This window comes from Pseudomonas sp. NFACC46-3 (assembly GCF_900114515.1).
GTDB classification, from domain to species: domain Bacteria; phylum Pseudomonadota; class Gammaproteobacteria; order Pseudomonadales; family Pseudomonadaceae; genus Aquipseudomonas; species Aquipseudomonas fluorescens_Q.
Genome location: NZ_FOTH01000045.1, coordinates 17,513 through 37,741 on the forward strand (window position 1 = coordinate 17,513; position 20,229 = coordinate 37,741).

The 20,229-nt window shown below is 59.8% G+C and carries 16 protein-coding genes; 4 read left to right on the top strand and 12 right to left on the bottom strand.

Going from position 1 to position 20,229, the window contains the following annotated elements; translation table 11 throughout:
• Positions 1-26: 26 nt before the first annotated feature.
• From BM300_RS27480 to BM300_RS27490, 3 genes are all read right to left on the bottom strand, one after another.
• Complete coding sequence (locus BM300_RS27480) at positions 27-3,317, bottom strand: DEAD/DEAH box helicase (protein ID WP_092464517.1); 3,291 nt, start codon at positions 3,315-3,317, stop codon at positions 27-29.
• Between the two features lie 36 nt (positions 3,318-3,353).
• Entirely contained in the window at positions 3,354-4,352 is a 999-nt protein-coding gene (gene nagZ / locus BM300_RS27485; protein ID WP_170862111.1) for a beta-N-acetylhexosaminidase, read from the bottom strand.
• Positions 4,353-4,535: 183 nt separating this feature from the next.
• Positions 4,536-5,243, bottom strand: a complete 708-nt coding sequence (locus BM300_RS27490; protein WP_063322182.1) for a TetR/AcrR family transcriptional regulator — start codon at positions 5,241-5,243, stop codon at positions 4,536-4,538.
• A gap of 241 nt (positions 5,244-5,484) precedes the next feature.
• Here BM300_RS27490 and lexA point away from each other — a divergent pair, with 241 nt between their 5' ends.
• Entirely contained in the window at positions 5,485-6,093 is a 609-nt protein-coding gene (gene lexA / locus BM300_RS27495) for a transcriptional repressor LexA (protein WP_003199651.1), read from the top strand.
• Positions 6,094-6,103: 10 nt separating this feature from the next.
• Positions 6,104-6,577: an SOS-induced cell division inhibitor SulA gene (gene sulA / locus BM300_RS27500; RefSeq protein ID WP_060738408.1), complete on the top strand. Its 474-nt coding sequence runs from the start codon at positions 6,104-6,106 to the stop codon at positions 6,575-6,577.
• Between the two features lie 71 nt (positions 6,578-6,648).
• On the opposite strand, the gene BM300_RS27505 is transcribed toward sulA, so the two are convergent.
• The 7 genes from BM300_RS27505 to BM300_RS27535 all read right to left on the bottom strand — a co-directional run bounded on the left by BM300_RS27505 (position 6,649) and on the right by BM300_RS27535 (position 15,099).
• Entirely contained in the window at positions 6,649-6,882 is a 234-nt protein-coding gene (locus tag BM300_RS27505; RefSeq protein ID WP_003183419.1) for a hypothetical protein, read from the bottom strand.
• A 106-nt stretch (positions 6,883-6,988) separates the two neighbouring features.
• Positions 6,989-7,513 carry a DUF6586 family protein gene (locus BM300_RS27510; RefSeq protein WP_092464521.1) on the bottom strand — a complete coding sequence of 175 codons (525 nt, stop codon included), beginning with the start codon at positions 7,511-7,513 and terminating at the stop codon, positions 6,989-6,991.
• A 234-nt stretch (positions 7,514-7,747) separates the two neighbouring features.
• Positions 7,748-10,360, bottom strand: a complete 2,613-nt coding sequence (topA, locus tag BM300_RS27515; protein ID WP_092148387.1) for a type I DNA topoisomerase — start codon at positions 10,358-10,360, stop codon at positions 7,748-7,750.
• A 115-nt stretch (positions 10,361-10,475) separates the two neighbouring features.
• On the bottom strand, positions 10,476-10,712 hold the full coding sequence (locus BM300_RS27520) for a DUF1653 domain-containing protein (protein WP_003199644.1): 237 nt from the start codon (positions 10,710-10,712) through the stop codon (positions 10,476-10,478).
• Positions 10,713-10,820: 108 nt separating this feature from the next.
• Entirely contained in the window at positions 10,821-11,996 is a 1,176-nt protein-coding gene (gene fadA / locus BM300_RS27525; protein ID WP_024618393.1) for an acetyl-CoA C-acyltransferase FadA, read from the bottom strand.
• A gap of 30 nt (positions 11,997-12,026) precedes the next feature.
• Positions 12,027-14,174 carry a fatty acid oxidation complex subunit alpha FadB gene (fadB, locus tag BM300_RS27530; RefSeq protein WP_092464523.1) on the bottom strand — a complete coding sequence of 716 codons (2,148 nt, stop codon included), beginning with the start codon at positions 14,172-14,174 and terminating at the stop codon, positions 12,027-12,029.
• 487 nt (positions 14,175-14,661) lie between these two features.
• Positions 14,662-15,099 (bottom strand): hypothetical protein, encoded by a 438-nt coding sequence (locus BM300_RS27535; RefSeq protein ID WP_003199638.1) that lies wholly within the window; start codon positions 15,097-15,099, stop codon positions 14,662-14,664.
• A 102-nt stretch (positions 15,100-15,201) separates the two neighbouring features.
• Here BM300_RS27535 and BM300_RS27540 point away from each other — a divergent pair, with 102 nt between their 5' ends.
• Complete coding sequence (locus tag BM300_RS27540) at positions 15,202-15,642, top strand: universal stress protein (RefSeq protein WP_063322188.1); 441 nt, start codon at positions 15,202-15,204, stop codon at positions 15,640-15,642.
• Positions 15,643-15,775: 133 nt separating this feature from the next.
• Here the strand turns inward: BM300_RS27540 and BM300_RS27545 are convergent, their stop codons facing one another.
• Positions 15,776-17,686, bottom strand: coding sequence for an ATP-binding cassette domain-containing protein (locus BM300_RS27545; protein WP_092148392.1), 1,911 nt, complete (start codon positions 17,684-17,686; stop codon positions 15,776-15,778).
• Positions 17,687-17,899: 213 nt separating this feature from the next.
• Here BM300_RS27545 and BM300_RS27550 point away from each other — a divergent pair, with 213 nt between their 5' ends.
• Positions 17,900-19,828: a transglycosylase SLT domain-containing protein gene (locus tag BM300_RS27550; RefSeq protein WP_092148395.1), complete on the top strand. Its 1,929-nt coding sequence runs from the start codon at positions 17,900-17,902 to the stop codon at positions 19,826-19,828.
• Positions 19,829-19,953: 125 nt separating this feature from the next.
• On the opposite strand, the gene BM300_RS27555 is transcribed toward BM300_RS27550, so the two are convergent.
• Positions 19,954-20,229: group II intron maturase-specific domain-containing protein (locus tag BM300_RS27555; RefSeq protein ID WP_305883545.1), on the bottom strand; the 276-nt coding region annotated here is incomplete at its 5' end.

Here is a 20,229-nt window from a genome sequence, read left to right on the forward strand (position 1 = left end):
ACATGGCCAGTGGATGTGCCAGCGAATCAGGTCTTGGGCAACGGTGCAAACAACGCTTCGATATCGCTCTGCTCAAGCGTCCACCCACCCGTTGCGCCGCCATCCAGCAGACTGCCCGCCAACGCGGCCTTATCCTCCTGAAGCGCCTGTATCTTCTCTTCCACCGTGCCTCGGGCAATCAGCTTGTAGACGAACACTGGCTTGTTTTGACCGATCCGATAAGCCCGGTCGGTCGCCTGGTTTTCCACCGCCGGGTTCCACCACGGATCAAAATGAATCACCGTGTCGGCAGCCGTCAGATTGAGCCCCGTACCGCCGGCCTTGAGGCTAATCAGAAACAGCGACACCTTGCCACTCTGAAAATCCCTCACCGGGGTGCGGCGATCCGTGGTGGATCCGGTCAGCAAGGAATAGGTCAGGCTGCGCTTTTGCAGTTCCGCTTCAATCAGGACCAGCATCGAGGTGAATTGGGAAAACAGCAGAATCTTGCGCCCTTCGCTGAGCAACTCTTCGAGCATCTCCATCAGACTGATTAACTTGCTGCTACCGGAACGCAGCGCCTTGGCCGTCTGCACCGTATTGAGCAACCGCAAGTCACAGCAGACCTGGCGCAACTTAAGCAATGCATCGAGAATGATGATCTGGCTACGGCCCACGCCGCTGCGAGCAATTTCGTCGCGCACTTTCTTGTCCATGGCCACTCGCACGGTTTCATAGACATCCCGCTGCCCGTCACTGAGGTCGACCCAATGGATGATTTCAGTCTTGGGTGGCAGTTCAGTGGCGACTTGTTCCTTTTTGCGCCGCAGTAGAAACGGTTTTATTCGCGCCGTCAGATGGTGCATTCGCTCGCTGTTGCCATGTTTTTCGATCGGCGTCCGGTAGTCTCGGTTGAAACTTTTGTTATCCCCCAACCAGCCGGGCAGGAGGAAATGAAACAGCGACCAGAGTTCGCCCAAGTGATTTTCCAGGGGCGTACCGGACAGGCACAAGCGCTGCCGGGCATTGAGTTCGCGAGCAGCCTGGGCGGCCTTGCTGGTGGGATTCTTGATGTTCTGCGCTTCATCGAGAATCAGCACACTCCAGGCCTGGGATTTCAGCACCTCCAAATCCCGCGGCAACAAGGCATAAGTCGTCAGAACCAGGTCGTACTGTGCAAGGCTGGCGAAATCTTTTTGCCGGGCTGCACCATGAAGCGCCACGACGTTGAGCTGCGGCGTGAAGCGTGCCGCTTCGTCGAGCCAGTTGGGAATCAGACTGGTGGGCATGACTGCAAGCGCCGGGACATCCAGGCGCCCGGCCTGCTTCTCACAAAGCAGGTGAGCCAGGGTCTGCAAGGTTTTACCCAAGCCCATGTCATCGCCCAGGATGCCGCCGACTTCCAGCTCGCGCAGAGTCTGCATCCAATTGAGCCCTTCCAGCTGATAAGGTCGCAGGGTGGCTTTGAGCCCCGCCGGCACCGGGACATGAGCATGGGTCGACTCGTGTAATCGCTTGGCGAACGTGCGCAACCGCTCCCCGCCTTGCCAGGTCAATGGCACGCTTTCAAGCACATTCAACCTGGCCGCATCAAAGGCATTCAACCGTATCGAGTCGCCCCGGTGCTCCTTCATGTACAACTCACCAAGCGTTGCCATCAGCGGCTTGACCCGCCCATATGGCAACGCGACCTTCACGCCAGGACCCGCCCCGAACTTTCCGCCGTTGAGATCGAGCAACATCAACTCTTCATCATCGCGCCGATCAAGGTTGTCCGGATCCATCATCTCCGGGCTTGAGCGAAGCAGATGAAGCAAGATCGGCAGCAGACTGTGCCGTTTTCCATCAACGACAATGCCCAGTTGTAAATCGAACCACTCTCGACCGGGAGACTCCTCGATGTCGGCGTACAACTGCTCCACCGGTTGCAGATCGAAATGAAAACCCGCTTCGACATCGATCTGCCAATTGGCGGCACGCAATCGCGGCAGGCCTTTGTCCATGAAGGCCAACCAGGCGTCGTCATCCGCCATTTGAAATAGCTCGCCCCCGATGTCCGCCAGCGCAAGGCTCTTGCGACTGGTTTTCTTGAAACCAACCTTACGCAGAACGGTGCGAAAGACTTGCTCGACATCCGGTTTACGCTGAATGCGCAAAATTTCGGTTCCGGACAGAATCGATAGTTCGGTGGATGCTTTGTCGCCCGCCATATGACCATCATAAATAAAGGTCAGTGCCGCGCGATGTTCTGGAACAGATTTCCAGTGCCGGAAGTTGATTGCACTTCCCAACGTCAACACTGCTCGCGGTTCAACACCGTCGATGATGCGCTCAGTCAGTTCTTTCGGCGGCGGGATAGGGCGGTCGACAGCATTGATTCTATGGCTGAAAAGCACCACATCCCGAGCGGGTACCTCCGGCGCACGGCATAAATGGCAGGCCAATTTGTCGTCCATTTCATAGGACAACCGGCCAAGTTCCCTGCGCGATAAATCCAGATAATGAAGCGGCTCAAGCACCAGGAGGTTATCCAGTACCTGATCGCCACTGCGCCACCGAGACCGATAGTTGCCATTGGCCTGCTCAGCCCAGAAAAACTGCGCATTTTTTAGCGGACCTGCGCCCAATGGCTGCGGCGGGTCGAAATCCAGGAACAAGCGTGAGGACTGTAATGCCAGCGCCAGCACTTCGGCGCCGTGGCGACCTTGCAACGGAAAGCTGTTCTGGCTGTGATAATGCTGACTGCTGATAAGCGACTGGCCAATCTGCTTGTCGACGTCGAACATATAATTCGGAAAACGATTCAGCATGTCCGTCAGTTGGCCAAACGCTTTCAGATCCTTCAGGGAACCATCATCAAGCTGGCGCCCCTTGAAGAGCTCCAAAATCCAATGCCCTATGTGCGACTTCTTGAGTTTGTAGAAGATCCGGACATCGGCGTCTTTTTTGCTCGGTAGCGAATCGGCGTCCCACTCGGGAATACACTTGATCCAGGTTTCAAGTTCAGAATTCAGGCGCTCGCTGGCGGAGCCAGCCTCCAGTGCTTGCGGATCCGATATCAAATGGAACATGACAGCAGCGCAGTGCTTGCAGCTGTCACCGACCGGACACGAGCATTCGTAACGAACGCCGTCGTATCCCGGATAACGAGTGAGCGCGATCACCTGCTGATAGACATTATCGCCGCCACCCTCGCATTCGGCGTGAATCGATTGCTCATCTATCCGCAGTATCCGTACTCGCGCTCTCTCGGCGTAGTCAAACCCGCGCTCAAGGTAACGTTGATGGAAGGACTCTTCCCAATCACTCTCAAGAAGCGCCTCAATTGGCTGGGTCATGGGTACCGCCGATCATTACGCATATCAGGACAATCCTTAATCGACCAGCTGGGCAGCCCTCAGCGCGCCAAGCGCCGCCAGCCAGCGTGGGTCCTGACGGTATTCAGTGGAGGCGTAGGCCTTGCCACGCATGCGGGCGATCCGTGCCGAAGGCTTGACCTTCAGGCGCTGGGCGGCGCTCAAGGCGAGCTCGGCAGCCGCGCGATCGTTGCACACCAGCCCCATGTCACAACCGGCCGTCAAGGCTGCCTCGATACGACTGGCGGCATCACCGACCACATGAGCACCGGCCATTGACAGGTCATCACTGAAGATCACGCCCTCGAATTGCAACTCGCCACGCAGGATGTCCTGCAACCAGCGGCGAGAGAACCCAGCCGGATTGGCGTCAACCTGTGGGTAGATGACATGGGCTGGCATCACGGCGGCCAGTTGCTTGCTCAGCTTGGCAAACGGCACCAGGTCATTGGCGCGAATCTGCTCGAGGCTGCGCTCATCGGTCGGAATCGCCACATGGGAATCGGCCTCGGCCCAACCATGCCCCGGGAAGTGCTTGCCGGTGGCGGCCATGCCGGCGGCGCTCATGCCCCGGATGAAGGCACCGGCCAGCAACGCCGCGCGCTCGGGGTCGCCTTCGAAGGAACGACTGCCGACGACAGCGCTGCGCTGGTAATCGAGGTCAAGCACCGGAGCAAAACTCAAGTCGAGACCGACCGCCAGCACTTCAGTGGCCATGATCCAGCCGCACTGTTCGGCCAGGTATTCGGCGTTCGGATTGTCGGCTATCGCCCGCATCGCCGGCAAGCGCACGAACCCCTGGCGCAGGCGCTGGACGCGGCCGCCTTCCTGATCCACCGCCAACAGGAGGTCGGGGCGGATGGCACGGATCGACGCGCTCAATTCCCGCACCTGACGTGGGTGTTCGATGTTGCGGGCAAAAATGATCAGGCCGCCCACTTCGGGCTGACGCAACAGGTGGCGATCTTCGGCCGTCAGCCAGGTACCGGCGACGTCCACCATCAACGAGCCTTGCAGGCCGGCAGTCATAGAATTTCCTTGATAAAGATGAACCCGCGTGGCGACACACCCACGACAGCGTTGCCAGGAGCCAGGCCCGGCAGGTCGCGGTGACGCAATGGAGGATAAGACGGATTAGAAACGAGAGTCGGCATGGGCGGCTAGCTTAGCGGATGTAGGCCGCTGCGCACACCCATGCCCTCACGCCTTGGCGAGCGCCGGGGCGGATTTGCTGCGCGGGCGCAATTGCGCGGCCGCCATGGCTTCATCGGTCACACCGGTTTCGGCGCGCATGCCGGCAGCCAGGAACGGCACCATCAACCGCATCACCTGCTCGATGGAGGTGTTCACGCCGAAATCGGTTTCCGCGATAGCCCGCAATGCCTTGATACCGGACATGCTGAACGCCGCGGCGCCGAGCATGAAGTGCACACGCCAGAACAGCTCGATCGGCGGGATACGCGGCGCTGCCTCGTTGACCAGCAACATGTAGCGGCGGAACACCTTGCCGTACATGTCTTCCAGGTAACGCCGCAGGTGGCCCTGGCTCTGGCTGAAGGCAAGGCCCAGCAGGCGCATGAAAATGGACAGGTCGTTACCGCTGCGCGGCTGCACGACAAGGGCTTGCTCGACCAGGATTTCCAACAGCTCTTCCAGGGTCGGCTTTACGTCGGGCTTGGCCTGGCGGCGCTCCAGCTCGCGATCGAGGCTCAGGCAGAACGGCCCGAGGAACCGTGAGAACACGGCCTGGATCAGGGCCTTTTTCGAGCCGAAGTGATAGTTCACCGCCGCCAGGTTCACCCCGGCCTTGCTGGTGATCAGACGCAACGAGGTTTCAGCGAAACCTTTTTCCGCGAACAACTGCTCGGCAGCATCGAGAATGCGTTCAACGGTTTCCGACTGGGCCATGGTTACTCCGCCTGACAAACACTTGTTTGAAACATACGTTTCAGCCCAGGGGTTGTCAAGCCTGCCGGGGCGTTTTGCGAACGCCCGGTCACGTATTTAACCACACCTTTTCACGGGTGGTAGTCATGTCGCATTCAACAGCCCGACCGACCGTCCAGCGCCTCGTGAAAAAAGGAGGATTGCCAAGCGCCGTCCACTGTATATAATCCCAGTCACTGTATAAAAAGACAGAGCGATCAATATGCTAAAGCTGACGCCACGCCAAGCAGAGATTCTGGCCTTCATCAAACGCTGCCTCGAAGACAACGGCTACCCGCCAACCCGCGCGGAAATTGCCCAGGAACTGGGTTTCAAGTCGCCCAACGCGGCTGAAGAACACCTCAAGGCGCTGGCGCGCAAGGGTGCTATCGAAATGACCCCGGGCGCATCCCGTGGCATTCGCATCCCCGGCTTCGAAGCCAAGGCCGACGAAACCACCCTGCCGATCATCGGCCGGGTAGCGGCAGGCGCACCGATCCTGGCCCAGCAGCATGTCGAGGAGTCCTGCAACATCAATCCTTCGTTCTTCCATCCTCGTGCCGACTACCTGCTTCGTGTACACGGCATGAGCATGAAGGACATCGGCATCTTCGACGGTGACCTCCTGGCCGTCCACACCACCCGTGAAGCCCGCAATGGTCAGATCGTGGTGGCGCGAATCGGCGACGAAGTGACCGTCAAGCGCTTCAAGCGCGACGGCAGCAAGGTCTGGCTCATTGCCGAGAACCCGGAGTTCGCCCCCATCGAAGTGAACCTGAAAGATCAGGACCTGGTCATCGAAGGCTTGAGCGTCGGCGTCATTCGCCGCTAAAGGAGGCTTTATGCAGTTCCCTCACACACCACAACACACACAACTTCCGCTGTTCGAGGCATTCATGGCCCAACCGCTGGTTCCAGTCCTGAAAGAGGTCATCGAGTCGCCTTGGGGCGTCGAACCCGAGGCCTTCAGTGAACTGTCGTTACGTGGTGCGGCCGGAAACTGCCTGAACCTGCTGGCGCCGATTCTGCGAGAACTCAGCCAGGACCAGGATGCTCGCTGGCTTACGCTGATCGCACCACCGGCCAGCGTCACCCAGGCCTGGTTGCGGGATGCCGGCCTGAACCGTGAGCGTATCCTGTTGTTGCAGCCGCGGGGCACCCAAAGCGCCCAACAGTTGACTTGCGAGGCCTTGCGCCTGGGCCGTAGCCACACTGTGGTCAGCTGGCTCAACCCATTGACCACCGCCGCACGGCAACAGTTGATCAGCGCCGCCCGCACCGGGGACGCACAAAGTCTGAATATTCGATTGGGCTAAGACAAACGCGGGGCTTCTCCAAGGCAGAGAAGCCGACCAGCCACACTCTCCAAAAAAGCCGACAGACGGGATCAATGAAGAACCCGCGGCCCCTCTTCCTTGTTGAATTCGCCTTCAACCAGGCGACCTGCCATCTGAACGCCCACGCTCAGCATCGCCTTGGCGACTTCGACGTGTTGGCCCTGGAGGAATACCTTGGCATCTTCGGAGAAGTTCAGGGTAACCAGAGAACCCTCGTCCTCAGCCCTGCGCAGCTCGATGCGGCCATCAGGAAGTTCGACAATTTCTAGAAAGGACGTAGGCATAAAAGTCTGTTCTCCACGAAAGGCGAGGATTATATAGTCATCGGCCAGGCTCCGCTCGGGATCTTGACCAAGCGTTATCAACGAACGTAACGGGCCTTGGGGAAACTCAGCACTCGTTCAAACCTTCGCGAAAGCGTATCGCCAGGCTCTTGAGGTTCTGACGCCAGCTCTCCAGCTCCTCCCGGCTCAACTCCGGCTCGGGTTCTTGTTCATCCAGATTAACCGCCACGATCAACGGCTGGGTCACGTCCCCCTTGGGCTTGCGTGGGGCCCGCGGCGGCTCGAACAGCGCCGCATGGGCCGCCAATAGCTTCGCCAGCCAGGTTTCCGGGTTATGCGCCAGCTCGACCATCTCGGCCAACTCCGGGATTGCAATGGTTTCCAACGCTTCGCGGGTCAACAACAGCTCAGCCCGAGGTGCGTTCGCGTGTGGCAGGCGATAGAAACCGGCGATTTCATGGCACAACCCCAACAACGCACCGTACAGGTGAAACAGCGCGGATTCGCGTCCTGCCTGGAGCAACGCCGGGGAATTCATCGCACGTCCGTCTTCGGCCCTGGTGAGCGCTTCGAGCGACAGACCGGCGAAATAGATTTTCTGATTGGTGCGGGTATAGAGTTCGTGGGCCATGGCGGCATCTCCCCAACGAAATGAAAGCTTCACGCAAGTGCGACAGTGTCATGGATCAACCGAGGCCACTGCAAGCCAAAAACAAAAAGGCCGCATGAAAACCTACGGGTTGTCATGCGGCCTTTTTGTCAGGTCTGCGAATTTAGCGATTGCAGAGGGCGGCTGCGCCGCCAGCGGGAGCAAGCTCACTCGCCACAAGAGCCTCAACCCCGCCCTCCAGACAAGCCCTGGCGATCAGCGCTTGTCTTCAACCGTCCACTTACCGCCGTCGTAGTAGGCCTTCCAGCCGGTCGGCTTGCCGTCGACTTCGGTCTGTACGTACTGCTCCTTGGTCTTGCGACTGTAGCGAATGACCGCCGGGCGCCCTTCCGGATCCTTCTGCGGCGCTTCGCAGAGGAAATGGTACTTCGGATCGATCTCGTCCTTGTGCGGCACGATTTCTATCACCAACGGTGCACGGGTCTCGCGGTTTTTCGGGAACTGGCTGGCCGCCAGGAACAGGCCGGAGGCACCGTCACGCAGGATGTAGGTGTCGTTGACCTTCTCGCACTTGAGCTCAGGCATCTTCACCGGGTCCATCTTCGGCGGCGCCGCGTCACCACTCTTGAGCAGTTTGCGGGTGTTCTTGCAGGTCGGGTTGGTGCAACCGAAGAATTTGCCGAAACGACCGGTCTTGAGCTGCATCTCGCTGCCACACTTGTCGCACTCCAGGCTCGGGCCTTCGTAGCCCTTGATGCGATAAGTGCCCTCTTCGATCTCGTAGCCGGCACAATCGGGGTTGTTACCGCAGATGTGCAGCTTGCGCTTCTCATCCAGCAGGTAGGCATCCATCGCCGTGCTGCAGATCGGGCAGCGATGCTTGCCGCGCAATACCAGGGATTCCGACTCGCCCTCGTCGTCAGCGGCGATTTCATCGCCCGGCACGAGGTTGACCGTCGCCTTGCAGCGTTCCTTGGGTGGCAGGCTGTAGCCCGAGCAACCGAGGAACACACCGGTCGAGGCGGTACGGATTTGCATCGGGCGCCCACAGGTCAGGCACGGGATGTCGGTCATGACCGGCTGGTTGGCGCGCATGCCGCTGTCAGGGCTTTCGGCCACTTCGAGCTTTTTCTTGAAGTCGCCGTAGAACTCGTCGAGAACGTTTTTCCAGTCGCGCTCGCCCTGGGCCACATCGTCGAGGTTCTCTTCCATACCGGCGGTGAAGCCGTAGTCCATCAGGTTCGAGAAGCTCTCGGACAAACGCTCGGTAACGATGTCGCCCATCTTTTCCGAATAGAAACGACGGTTGTGCAGCGCCACATAGCCGCGGTCCTGGATGGTGGAGATGATCGCTGCGTAGGTCGAAGGACGACCAATACCGCGCTTTTCCATTTCCTTGACCAGGCTGGCTTCGGAGTAACGGGCCGGTGGCTTGGTGAAATGCTGGGTCGGATCAAGCTTGATCAGCTTCATCACGTCGCCCTGGGCCATGTCTGGCAGGACGTCGTCATCCCCAGGCTTGGTGATCTGCGGCATGACGCGAGTGTAGCCGTCGAACTTCAGGATGCGGCCCTTCGCGCGCAGCTCGAAGTCGCCGGCACCGACGCTGACCGTGGTCGACAAGTATTGCGCCGGCAGCATCTGGCAGGCCAGGAACTGGCGCCAGATCAGCTCGTAGAGACGCTCGGCATCGCGTTCCATGCCCGACAGTTTGCTTGGCTCGGTGTTGGCATCGGACGGACGAATCGCTTCGTGCGCCTCTTGTGCGCCTTCCTTGCTGCTGTAGACGTTCGGCGTGTCCGGCAGGTACTTCTTGCCGAATTCGCTTTCTATATAAGTGCGCGCCATCGCCACGGCATCGGCCGAAAGATTGGTCGAGTCGGTACGCATATAGGTGATGTAGCCGGCTTCGTACAGACGCTGGGCCATCATCATGGTTTTCTTCACGCCAAAGCCCAGGCGATTGCTCGCAGCCTGTTGCAGCGTGGAGGTAATGAACGGCGCCGACGGCTTGCTGCTGGTCGGCTTGTCTTCGCGCTTGACGATGCTGTAGCTGGACGCCTTGAGCTTTTCCAGTGCCGCCATGGCCTGGGCTTCGTTGAGCGGCTTGAAGGCTTCGCCCTTTTCCCGCGCCACGTCGAAGCGCACGGTGGCACCCTTCGCGGTGCCGAGGTCGGCGTGGACTTCCCAGTACTCTTCAGGGATGAACGCGCGGATCTCGCGCTCGCGCTCCACCACCAGCTTCACCGCAACCGACTGCACGCGACCAGCCGACAGGCCGCGGGCGATCTTGGCCCACAGCAGGGGCGAGACCATATAGCCCACCACGCGGTCGAGGAAGCGACGCGCCTGTTGAGCGTTGACCCGATCGATGTCCAGCTCACCCGGCTGGGAGAAGGCTTCCTGGATGGCCTTCTTGGTAATTTCGTTGAACACCACGCGCTTGTAGCGGCTGTCATCCCCACCAATGGCTTCGCGCAGGTGCCAGGCAATGGCTTCCCCTTCGCGGTCCAAGTCCGTCGCGAGATAGATGGTGTCGGCATCCTTGGCGAGCCGGCGCAGCTCTTCGATGACCTTTTCCTTGCCCGGGAGGATCTCGTACTTGGCTTTCCAGCCGTGTTCCGGATCGACCCCCATGCGTGAGACCAGCTGCTTGCGCGCCTTGTCTTTCGGCGACAGCGCCGGCGCTTCACCAGCCGCAGCCTTGCCGCGCTTGGCGGCTGGCTCCTTGCTGGCGCTAGCCGAACCGCTGGTGGGCAGGTCTCGGATATGGCCGATACTCGACTTCACCACGTATTGGTTGCCCAGATACTTGTTGATGGTCTTGGCCTTAGCCGGGGATTCCACAATGACCAGCGATTTGCCCATGGATCAGAAAATTCCTGAATTCTAAAAAGTGAAAGGCGGTTGGCGCCTGACGCGGCACCGCTATATATAGTGGCTGCAAGGTGAGGTCAAGCGCAGGGTTGCCCGCATACCGGCCTCAAGGCTTGGAAAAAATGCTCTCCTCGGCCTGCACCAAAGCAAAGCGTGGCACCTGTTCGCCGTCAACCTCGACGGACTCCTCGAACATGCTCAAGGGACGCACCCAAAAGCCGTAATCGCCATACAGGGCTTGATAGAAGACCACTTCTTCCTCGGTCTCGGAATGCCGCGCAATGCTGAATACGCGGTACTGCGGACCTTTGTAATGCTGGTAGAGCCCAGGTTGTATCGGCATGTCTTGGCCCTCACTCAAATCTTTTCAAAATAAAAACAAAATTTTTCTACTAAACCCGGAAAAAACAAAAACCGGGGCACTTGGCCCCGGCTTCCATCAACGCAACGCTTAGACGCGTTCGAAGACAGTGGCAATGCCCTGGCCGAGGCCAATGCACATGGTCGACACACCAAAGGTGCCGCCATTCTGCTTCATGACGTTGAGCAGCGTGCCGGAGATACGCGCACCGGAGCAACCGAACGGATGACCCAGGGCGATCGCGCCGCCGTGCAGGTTAACCTTCTCGTTCATCTTGTCGAGCACTTTCAAATCTTTCAGCACTGGCAAGGCCTGTGCGGCGAAAGCTTCGTTGAGTTCGAAGAAGTCGATATCGGCAATACCCAGGCCTGCACGCTTCAAGGCTTTCTGCGTGGCCGGTACTGGACCATAGCCCATGATCGCCGGGTCCACACCCGCCACGGCCATCGAACGAATCACCGCCATCGGCTGGATACCCAGGTCCTGGGCTCGCTGGGCCGACATCACGATCATGCACGAGGCACCATCGGTGATCTGCGACGAGGTACCGGCTGTCACGGTGCCGCCCTTCGGATTGAATGCCGGCTTGAGGGCCGCCAGGCTTTCCAGGGTGGTTTCCGGACGAATGGTTTCGTCGTAGTCGAACAGCTTCAGGAAGCCGTTCTCGTCGTAGCCCTGCATCGGGATGATCTCATCCTTGAACTTGCCTTCCACGGTCGCCTTGTGGGCGAGCTGGTGGGAGCGCACGCCAAAGGCGTCCTGCTGTTCGCGGGTGATGCCGTGCATTTTGCCAAGCATTTCCGCAGTCAAACCCATCATGCCCGAGGCTTTCGCCGCGTACAGCGACATGTGCGGGTTCGGATCGACGCCGTGCATCATGCTCACGTGGCCCATGTGCTCGACACCACCGACGACGAACACGTCACCGTTACCGGTCATGATCGCCTGGGCGGCGGTGTGCAGTGCGCTCATGGACGAACCGCACAGGCGGCTGACGGTCTGGCCCGCCGCCGTGTGAGGGATCTGGGTCATCAGCGAGGCCATGCGGGCGATGTTCCAGCCCTGCTCCAGGGTCTGGTTCACACAGCCCCAGATCACGTCTTCGACTTCGTTGGGGTCGACCTTGACGTTGCGTTCCAGCAGCTTGCTGATCAGGTGCGCCGACATGTCTTCAGCGCGGGTGTTGCGGTGCATGCCGCCCTTGGAGCGGCCCATCGGCGTACGACCGAAGTCGACAATCACGACGTCTCTAGGATTCAAGCTCATAAATGTTCTCTCGCTCTAGTCGTTGGGCGCTTAACCGAAGAAGCTCTGGCCGTTCTTGGCCATTTCACGCAGCTTCGCGGTCGGGTGGTACAGCGCGCCCAAATCAGCGTACTGGTCAGCCAGGGCAACGAACTCGGCGACACCGATCGAATCGATGTAGCGCAGCGCACCGCCACGGAATGGAGGGAAACCGATACCGTAGACCAGACCCATGTCGGCTTCGGCGGCGGTCTCGACAATGCCGTCTTCCAGGCAACGCACGGTTTCGAGGCACAGCGGGATCATCATCCAGTTGATGATGTCCTCGTCGGTGACTTCGCGCTGCTCGTAGACGATCGGCTTGAGCACTTCCAGCACCGACGAGTCGGCGACTTTCTTCTGCTTGCCGCGCTTGTCGGTCTCATAGGCGTAGAAGCCCTTGCCGTTTTTCTGGCCCAGGCGCTTGGCTTCGTAGAGCACGTCGACAGCCGAACGACGATCGTCCTTCATGCGGTCCGGGAAACCTTCAGCCATGACGTCGCGACCGTGGTGGCCGGTGTCAATGCCGACCACGTCCATCAGGTACGCCGGGCCCATCGGCCAACCGAATTTTTCCATGATCTTGTCGATGCGCACGAAATCCACGCCAGCACTGACCAGCTTGGCGAAACCGCCGAAGTACGGGAACAGCACGCGGTTGACCAAAAAGCCCGGGCAATCGTTGACGACGATCGGGTTCTTGCCCATTTTCTTGGCGTAGGCCACGGTGGTGGCAACGGCATGCTCGCTGGACTTCTCGCCACGGATCACTTCCACCAGCGGCATCATGTGCACCGGGTTGAAGAAGTGCATGCCGACGAAGTTCTCCGGACGCTTGAGGGCCTTGGCCAGCAGCGAAATGGAGATGGTCGAGGTGTTCGAGGCCAGGATGGTGTCCTCTTTGACCTTGTCTTCGACTTCAGCCAATACCGCCTGCTTGACCTTCGGGTTCTCGACAACGGCTTCGACCACCAGGTCGACATGGCCGAAATCGCCGTAGGACAGGGTCGGACGAATGCCGTTGAGCACTTCGGCCATCTTCGCAGCGGTCATGCGACCTTTGTCGACACGACCGACCAGCAGCTTGGCGGCTTCGGCCAGGCCTTGCTCGATCCCGTGTTCGTTGATGTCCTTCATCAGGATCGGCGTGCCTTTGGACGCAGACTGGTAGGCGATACCGCCACCCATGATGCCGGCGCCGAGCACGGCGGCCTGCTTCACGTCACTGGCAATTTCGTCGTAGGCCTTGGCCTTTTTCTTCAGTTCCTGGTCATTGAGGAACAGACCGATCAGGCTTTGCGCAGCCGAGGTCTTGGCCAGCTTGACGAAGCCGGCGGCCTCGACTTCCAGAGCCTTGTCGCGACCGAAGCTCGCGGCTTTCTGGATGGTCTTGATCGCTTCGACCGGCGCCGGGTAGTTCGGGCCGGCCTGACCAGCCACGAAACCCTTGGCGGTTTCGAAGGCCATCATTTGTTCGATGGCGTTGAGCTTGAGCTTTTCCAGCTTCGGCTGACGCTTGGCCTTGTAGTCGAACTCGCCGCTGATGGCGCGCTTGATGGTTTCAAGGGCCGCTTCCTGGAGTTTGCCAGGTTCGACCACGGCATCCACGGCACCGACCTTCAGCGCGTCTTCAGCACGGTTTTCCTTGCCGGCGGCAATCCACTCGATGGCGTTGTCGGCACCGATCAGGCGCGGCAGGCGCACGGTGCCGCCGAAGCCTGGGTAGATACCCAGCTTGACTTCCGGCAGGCCGATCTTGGCCGTGATGGACATGACGCGGTAATCCGCTGCCAGGCACATCTCCAGGCCGCCACCCAGGGCGATGCCGTTGATGGCCACGACGGTCGGTACGTTGAGGTCTTCGAAATCGCTGAAAATACGGTTGGCTTCGAGGTTGCCAGCGATCAGTTCGGCATCGGGCAGCTTGAAGTTGTCGACGAATTCGGTGATGTCGGCGCCGACGATGAACACGTCCTTGCCGCTGCTGACGATCACACCCTTGATCGAAGCATCTGCCTTGATAGTGTCCACGGCCTGACGCAATTCATTCAGGGTTAGACGGTTGAACTTGTTGACGGACTCACCCTTGAGGTCGAATTTCAATTCGACGATGCCACTTTCAAGAGCCTTAACCGTGATGGCTTTACCTTCGTAAATCATCAACTGATCTCCACGATATGGAAGCTGAACAGTACACGTTGAACGCTGACCACTGGTTCGGCATTGACGTTTACCGTCGATGCTACGCCAATCCGCCAGGCACACCCGTCAACGCGATAGTCGGGGTCTGTAGGAGCATTCTGAAAATACAAACGCTCAATTCATACGCCCGTTTGATTTGGGTACGTCACCTTCACGGAATTTCCGACAATTGTCAATCGCCCTAAACACGGGCGTGAACGCGACTTCACGGTCATTTCCGTACCATACGGATCCGCAACACGGCGCCGCATGCATAGCTATTCATAGGATCAATAATTAGAAAAATCGCCCTAATTCCAGACAGACTGGATCCAGCCGTCTACGCTGTCGGGACGCGATTGAAGATTGGGAACAAAGGACGTTACGAACGCACGCCCTGACATGAGATTGATTACCGGCCTGCCTGGCCAACCCGCCCGATGAGACTGTCGGGCTTTTTTATGCCTCAGGCCAGCGCCTTGAGTACCGCGCAAATATCCTGCAAAACAGTCGCTTCGCCCTTCTCGCCCCAGTACAAGGCAATCATTTGCCGATCGGCTTCAACCTTGTAGACGTTGGCCGGCAATTTTTCGAAATGATTGAGCAGGGACTCATCCTGGCAGACTTCTCGCCACTGGTTGACCCAGACGCCTGGCGCAGTCTGCCAATAGCTCCAGACAGCCGGTTCCTTGCCGCGCCGAGGCCGGTGGTATTGGGCACAGGGGTTTGGCGGCTGCTGGCCAAGCCAGTGCGGCCACTCCTGCGGCGCCAGCTGCATGGCCAGGCCCAGGCGTCGCGCTTCCATGCGCAGGGCCATGCGACCGCTCTGGACACGGGACGGTCGCAACCATGCCAGCGGACTTAACACCACCAACAGGATTGACACCACTATCCAGACCGTCATATTCGTACTCCCGAATTCTGATGAGCCCATTGAGCCACGTCGCCGTCAATGCGCTTGAAACCAGCCATACTTACCGTATCGCAATTCTCTGGAGTGCCTTCCATGTACTACAACCACGTTCTGGTCGCCGTTGACCTCACTGAAGAATGCGATCCCGTCGTCAAACGCGCTCGCGCCCTGTGCGACGGCAGAGACACCAAGCTGTCGCTGGTGCATATCGTCGAGCCGATGGCCATGGCCTTTGGTGGTGATGTGCCGATGGACCTTTCCCAGTTGCAGCAACAGCAATTCGATCAAGCCAAGGAACGCCTTGAGCGACTGATCGTGAAGTACCCTGACCTGAAAAAGGAAAACTGCCACCTGACCTACGGCCAGCCGCGCCAGGAGATCCATCACCTGGCCAAGGAGCAGGGTTGCGACCTGATCGTCGTCGGCAGCCATGGCCGCCATGGCCTGGCATTGCTGCTGGGCTCGACCGCCAACGACGTGCTGCATGGCGCGCCTTGCGACGTGCTGGCGGTGCACCTGGTCAAGCGCAGCTGATTCACCCAAGGAACTCACTGAACCTGTGGCGAGGGAGCTTGCTCCCGCTTGAGTGCGAAGCACTCACCGCCAGGGGCCGCTTCGCAGCCCCGCGGGAGCAAGCTCCCTCGCCACAGTCATTGAGCGTGCGGGTTCAAGCGTCCAGCTCGGCCCAGCGCTCGACCAATGCATCCAGCTCAGCCTGCAGTTGCTCCAGGTGCGCAATCACCTTGGCGGTTTCGGCAGCAGGTCGCTGGTAGAACCCGGCGTCAGCCATTTCGGCTTCTACCGCTGCGATCTGCTGCTCCTTCGCGTCGATCTCACCCGGCAAGGCTTCCAGTTCACGCTGCAGCTTGTAGCTGAGCTTTTTCTTCGCTGGGGCCGCGGCGGCGACCGGAGCAGGCTCGGCCTTGACCACCGCCGAATTCAGGTCGGCCTTGCCGGACTTGCTCTCGGTGACCCCCAGCAGACGCGGCGAGCCGCCCTGGCGCAGCCAATCCTGATAACCACCGACGTATTCGCGCACCAGGCCTTCGCCTTCGAACACCAGCGTGCTGGTGACCACGTTGTCGAGGAATGCCCGGTCGTGACTGACCATCAGGACGGTGCCATTGAAGGTCAACAACACCTCCTCCAGCAATTCCAGGGTTTCCACGTCCAGGTCGTTGGTCGGCTCGTCGAGCACCAGCAGGTTCGCCGGCTTGCTGAACAACTTGGCCAGCAACAAACGGGCGCGCTCACCGCCCGACAGCGCCTTGACCGGCGTGCGGGCACGCTGGGGGCTGAACAGGAAATCGCCGAGGTAGCTCAATACGTGACGGCTCTGGCCATCGATATCGATGAAATCGCGGCCCTCGGCCACGTTGTCGATCACGGTCTTTTCCAGGTCCAGTTGATGGCGCAACTGGTCGAAGTAGGCGACGTCGATCTTCGTGCCCTCTTCCACCTTGCCGTTGGTCGGCACCAGGCCGCCGAGCATCAGCTTGAGCAAAGTGGTCTTGCCGGTACCGTTGGCACCCAGCAGGCCAATGCGATCACCCCGCTGCAGTACCATGGAGAAGTCCTTGATCAGGAACGGACCGCCAGGGTGGGCGAAACTCACGTTCTCCAGCACCATGACCTGCTTGCCGGACTTGTCAGCGGTATCCAACTGAATGTTGGCCTTGCCGGTGCGCTCGCGACGCTCGCTGCGCTCCATGCGCAAGGCCTTGAGCGCCCGCACGCGGCCTTCGTTGCGGGTGCGCCGCGCCTTGATGCCCTGGCGGATCCAGACTTCTTCCTGGGCCAGCTTCTTGTCGAACAGCGCGTTGGCGGTTTCTTCCGCTGCCAGCGCCGCTTCCTTGTGTACCAGGAAGCTGGCGTAGTCGCCGTTCCAGTCGATCAGGCCGCCGCGGTCCAGTTCGAGGATGCGGGTTGCCAGGTTTTGCAGGAAGGAACGGTCGTGGGTGATGAACAGCACCGCCCCCTGGAAGTCCTTCAAGGCTTCTTCAAGCCAGGCGATGGCGCCGATGTCCAGGTGGTTGGTCGGTTCGTCGAGCAGCAGCAGGTCCGGCTCGGACACCAGGGCCTGAGCCAGCAGGACGCGACGACGCCAGCCGCCGGACAGCTCGGCGAGGGTCTTGTCGGCCGGCAGTTGCAAGCGACTCAGGGTGCTGTCGACCAATTGCTGCAACCGCCAGCCATCACGGGCTTCGAGGTCGTGCTGCACGTGCATCAACTTGTCCAGGTCAGCATCGGTGACGATGTTCTGGCTCAGGTGGTGATACTCGGCCAGCAGCGCGCCGACACCGTCCAGGCCTTCGGCGACCACGTCGAATACGGTCCGCTCGTCGGCCACCGGCAGTTCCTGGGGCAATTCGCCGATTTTCAGGCCTGGCGCGCGCCAGACCGAGCCGTCATCGGGCTTCTGATCGCCCTTGACCAGCTTCATCATGCTGGACTTGCCAGTGCCGTTGCGGCCGATGATGCACACCCGCTCACCACGGGCGATCTGCCAGGACACCTTGTCCAACAACGGCATAGCGCCGAAAGCAAGGGACACATCGCTGAATTTGAGCAGGGTCATGAGCTTCTCCAAAAACCGGGCGCGCATTCTACCTGAGATGAGGCCTCAGGGGTCCGCCAATTTCGCCACCGAAGCACTCTGCATGACAAATGTTGCGAACTTGCACCGGCGGCCCTGCAAAGCTTTCGCCGGCTGCTGGCAAAAGGCTAAGCTACAGACAGTTACCCTGGGTTACCCCTTGGGCTTGTCATGTTTTCTATGCCCGGACGTCTCATGCGCAGTCGCCTTTTCAGTGTTTTATCGTGTCTTTTTGTATGTGCCACTGCCGTTCAATCCGCGCAGGCGGTGGATATCTCCACTCAACGCCAATATTACGACGAGGCCAAGCGTGCCTTGGCCAAGGGTGATTCCGGCCCTTACTTTCGCTACAGCCAGGCCCTGCGCGATTATCCGCTGGAACCCTACCTGGCCTACGACGAATTGACCGCTCGCCTCAAGAGCGCCAGCAACGCCGAAATCGAGAAGTTCCTCGCCGAACACGGTGATCTGCCCCAGGCCAACTGGATGAAGTTGCGCTGGCTGCGTTGGCTGACCGAGCGCGGTGACTGGGAGACCTTCGTCAAGTATTACGACCCCAAGCTCAATTTCACCGAACTGGACTGCCTTAACGCCCAGTACCAGCTCAGCCATGGCTTGAAGGCCGAAGGCTATGCCAATACCGAAAAGCTGTGGCTCTCCGGCAAATCCCAACCCCAGGCGTGCGATGCCTTGTTCGGCCTATGGGCCTCCCAGGGCCAGTTGACCGAACAGAAACGCTGGGAACGCACAAAACTGGCGGCCCAGGCCCGCAACTATCCGCTGGCCAACAGCCTGGTCAGCGGTCTGACCACCCTCGCCCCCCGCGGCAAGCTGCTGGTGGACGTGGCGCAAAAACCCGAGTTGCTCAACCAGCCCTCGCGCTTCACCCCGGCCGATGAACCGATGTCCGACATCGTCAGCCTCGGCCTGCGGCGCCTGGCCCGCCAGGATCCGGAAAAGGCCATGGCGCTGCTGGACGGCTACGCCAGCACCATGCATTTTTCCCGTGATGAAAAAGTTGCGATTGCCCGGGAAATCGGCCTGACCCTGGCCAAGCGCTTCGACAGCCGGGCCTTGGACGTGATGACGAAATACGACCCGGAACTGCGCGATGACACCGTTTCGGAATGGCGCTTGCGCCTGCTGCTGCGCCTGGCCCGCTGGGACGATGCCTACCAACTGACCCGTCGCCTGCCCGAGTCGCTGTCGAGCACCAATCGCTGGCGGTACTGGCAAGCCCGTACGCTGGAACTGGCGCAGCCGCAGAATCCCGAGGCGCTGGCGCTCTACAAGCACCTGGCCCGTGAACGAGATTTCTATGGCTTCCTGGCCGCCGACCGCTCCCAGTCACCGTACTCGCTCGTCAACAAGCCGCTGGTGATGAGCCAGGCGCTGATCAACAAAGTGCGCAACACCCCTGGCGTGCGTCGGGCGCTGGAATTTCATGCCCGTGGAGACATCGTCGATGGGCGCCGCGAGTGGTATCACGTCAGCCGGCATTTCAGTCGGGACGAAATGGTCGCCCAGGCGAAACTGGCCTATGACCTGAAGTGGTATTTCCCGGCCATTCGCACCATCAGCCAGGCCAAGTACTGGGACGACCTGGACATCCGCTTCCCGATGGCCCATCGCGACACCCTGGTGCGCGAAGCCAAGGTCCGCGGATTGCATCCAAGCTGGGCGTTCGCCATTACCCGCCAGGAAAGTGCGTTCATGGACGATGCTCGCTCCAGCGTCGGTGCCGCCGGCCTGATGCAACTGATGCCCGGCACTGCCAAGGAAACCGCGCGTAAGTTCAGCATTCCCCTGGCCTCGCCGCAGCAAGTGTTGAACCCAGACAAGAACATCCAGCTCGGCGCGGCCTACCTGAGCCAGGTCCACAGCCAGTTCAACGGCAACCGTGTCCTGGCCTCGGCGGCCTACAACGCCGGCCCCGGTCGCGTGCGCCAGTGGCTGCGCGGCGCCGACCACTTGAGCTTCGACGTCTGGGTCGAAAGCATTCCTTTCGACGAAACCCGCCAATACGTGCAGAACGTGTTGTCGTACTCGGTGATCTACGGCCAGAAGCTCAACTCGCCGCAACCGCTGGTGGACTGGCATGAGCGGTATTTCGATGATCAGTGAGGGTTAGCGGCAAGCATTGAGCTTCAAGCGGCAAGCTGTTCCTCAAAAGATCGAGTAGGAGGCGGATTTGCATCCGCCGTCCTCTCACACCACCGTACGTACGGTTCCGTATACGGCGGTTCAGGTTATGCAGATAAGCCGTTGATCGTGTCCAGTATCGAGACCAGTCCGAGTTGGTTCCACAGTTTCTTCGGCAGCGCCTGATTCATATGCGACGCCCCCGAGTTCCACCATGGGCCGCGGCCATTCGACGTTGACTTGCAGGCACGAGCTTCGCCAAGCCCCAAGCGCATTAAGTTGCGCGCCCTCGTCGAGGGCTGCTTCCATTGGCGCCAGATGGCACACCGAAGCTTACGTCGCACCCATCCGTCCAACTCCTCAAGTGGCTTCTTGCTCTGACT

What these genes read in the sequence shown, in the direction of transcription:
- topA (WP_092148387.1), bottom strand. Translation starts at nt 10,360, where the DNA reads ATGGGCAAATCGCTGGTCATTGTGGAATCCCCGGCTAAGGCCAAGACC.
- lexA (WP_003199651.1), top strand. Translation starts at nt 5,485, where the DNA reads ATGCTAAAGCTGACGCCACGCCAAGCAGAGATTCTGGCCTTCATCAAA.
- BM300_RS27550 (WP_092148395.1), top strand. Translation starts at nt 17,900, where the DNA reads ATGCGCAGTCGCCTTTTCAGTGTTTTATCGTGTCTTTTTGTATGTGCC.
- BM300_RS27535 (WP_003199638.1), bottom strand. Translation starts at nt 15,099, where the DNA reads ATGACGGTCTGGATAGTGGTGTCAATCCTGTTGGTGGTGTTAAGTCCG.
- BM300_RS27490 (WP_063322182.1), bottom strand. Translation starts at nt 5,243, where the DNA reads ATGGCCCAGTCGGAAACCGTTGAACGCATTCTCGATGCTGCCGAGCAG.
- BM300_RS27480 (WP_092464517.1), bottom strand. Translation starts at nt 3,317, where the DNA reads ATGACCCAGCCAATTGAGGCGCTTCTTGAGAGTGATTGGGAAGAGTCC.
- BM300_RS27505 (WP_003183419.1), bottom strand. Translation starts at nt 6,882, where the DNA reads ATGCCTACGTCCTTTCTAGAAATTGTCGAACTTCCTGATGGCCGCATC.
- fadA (WP_024618393.1), bottom strand. Translation starts at nt 11,996, where the DNA reads ATGAGCTTGAATCCTAGAGACGTCGTGATTGTCGACTTCGGTCGTACG.
- BM300_RS27520 (WP_003199644.1), bottom strand. Translation starts at nt 10,712, where the DNA reads ATGCCGATACAACCTGGGCTCTACCAGCATTACAAAGGTCCGCAGTAC.
- BM300_RS27545 (WP_092148392.1), bottom strand. Translation starts at nt 17,686, where the DNA reads ATGACCCTGCTCAAATTCAGCGATGTGTCCCTTGCTTTCGGCGCTATG.
- BM300_RS27510 (WP_092464521.1), bottom strand. Translation starts at nt 7,513, where the DNA reads ATGGCCCACGAACTCTATACCCGCACCAATCAGAAAATCTATTTCGCC.
- sulA (WP_060738408.1), top strand. Translation starts at nt 6,104, where the DNA reads ATGCAGTTCCCTCACACACCACAACACACACAACTTCCGCTGTTCGAG.
- BM300_RS27540 (WP_063322188.1), top strand. Translation starts at nt 15,202, where the DNA reads ATGTACTACAACCACGTTCTGGTCGCCGTTGACCTCACTGAAGAATGC.
- fadB (WP_092464523.1), bottom strand. Translation starts at nt 14,174, where the DNA reads ATGATTTACGAAGGTAAAGCCATCACGGTTAAGGCTCTTGAAAGTGGC.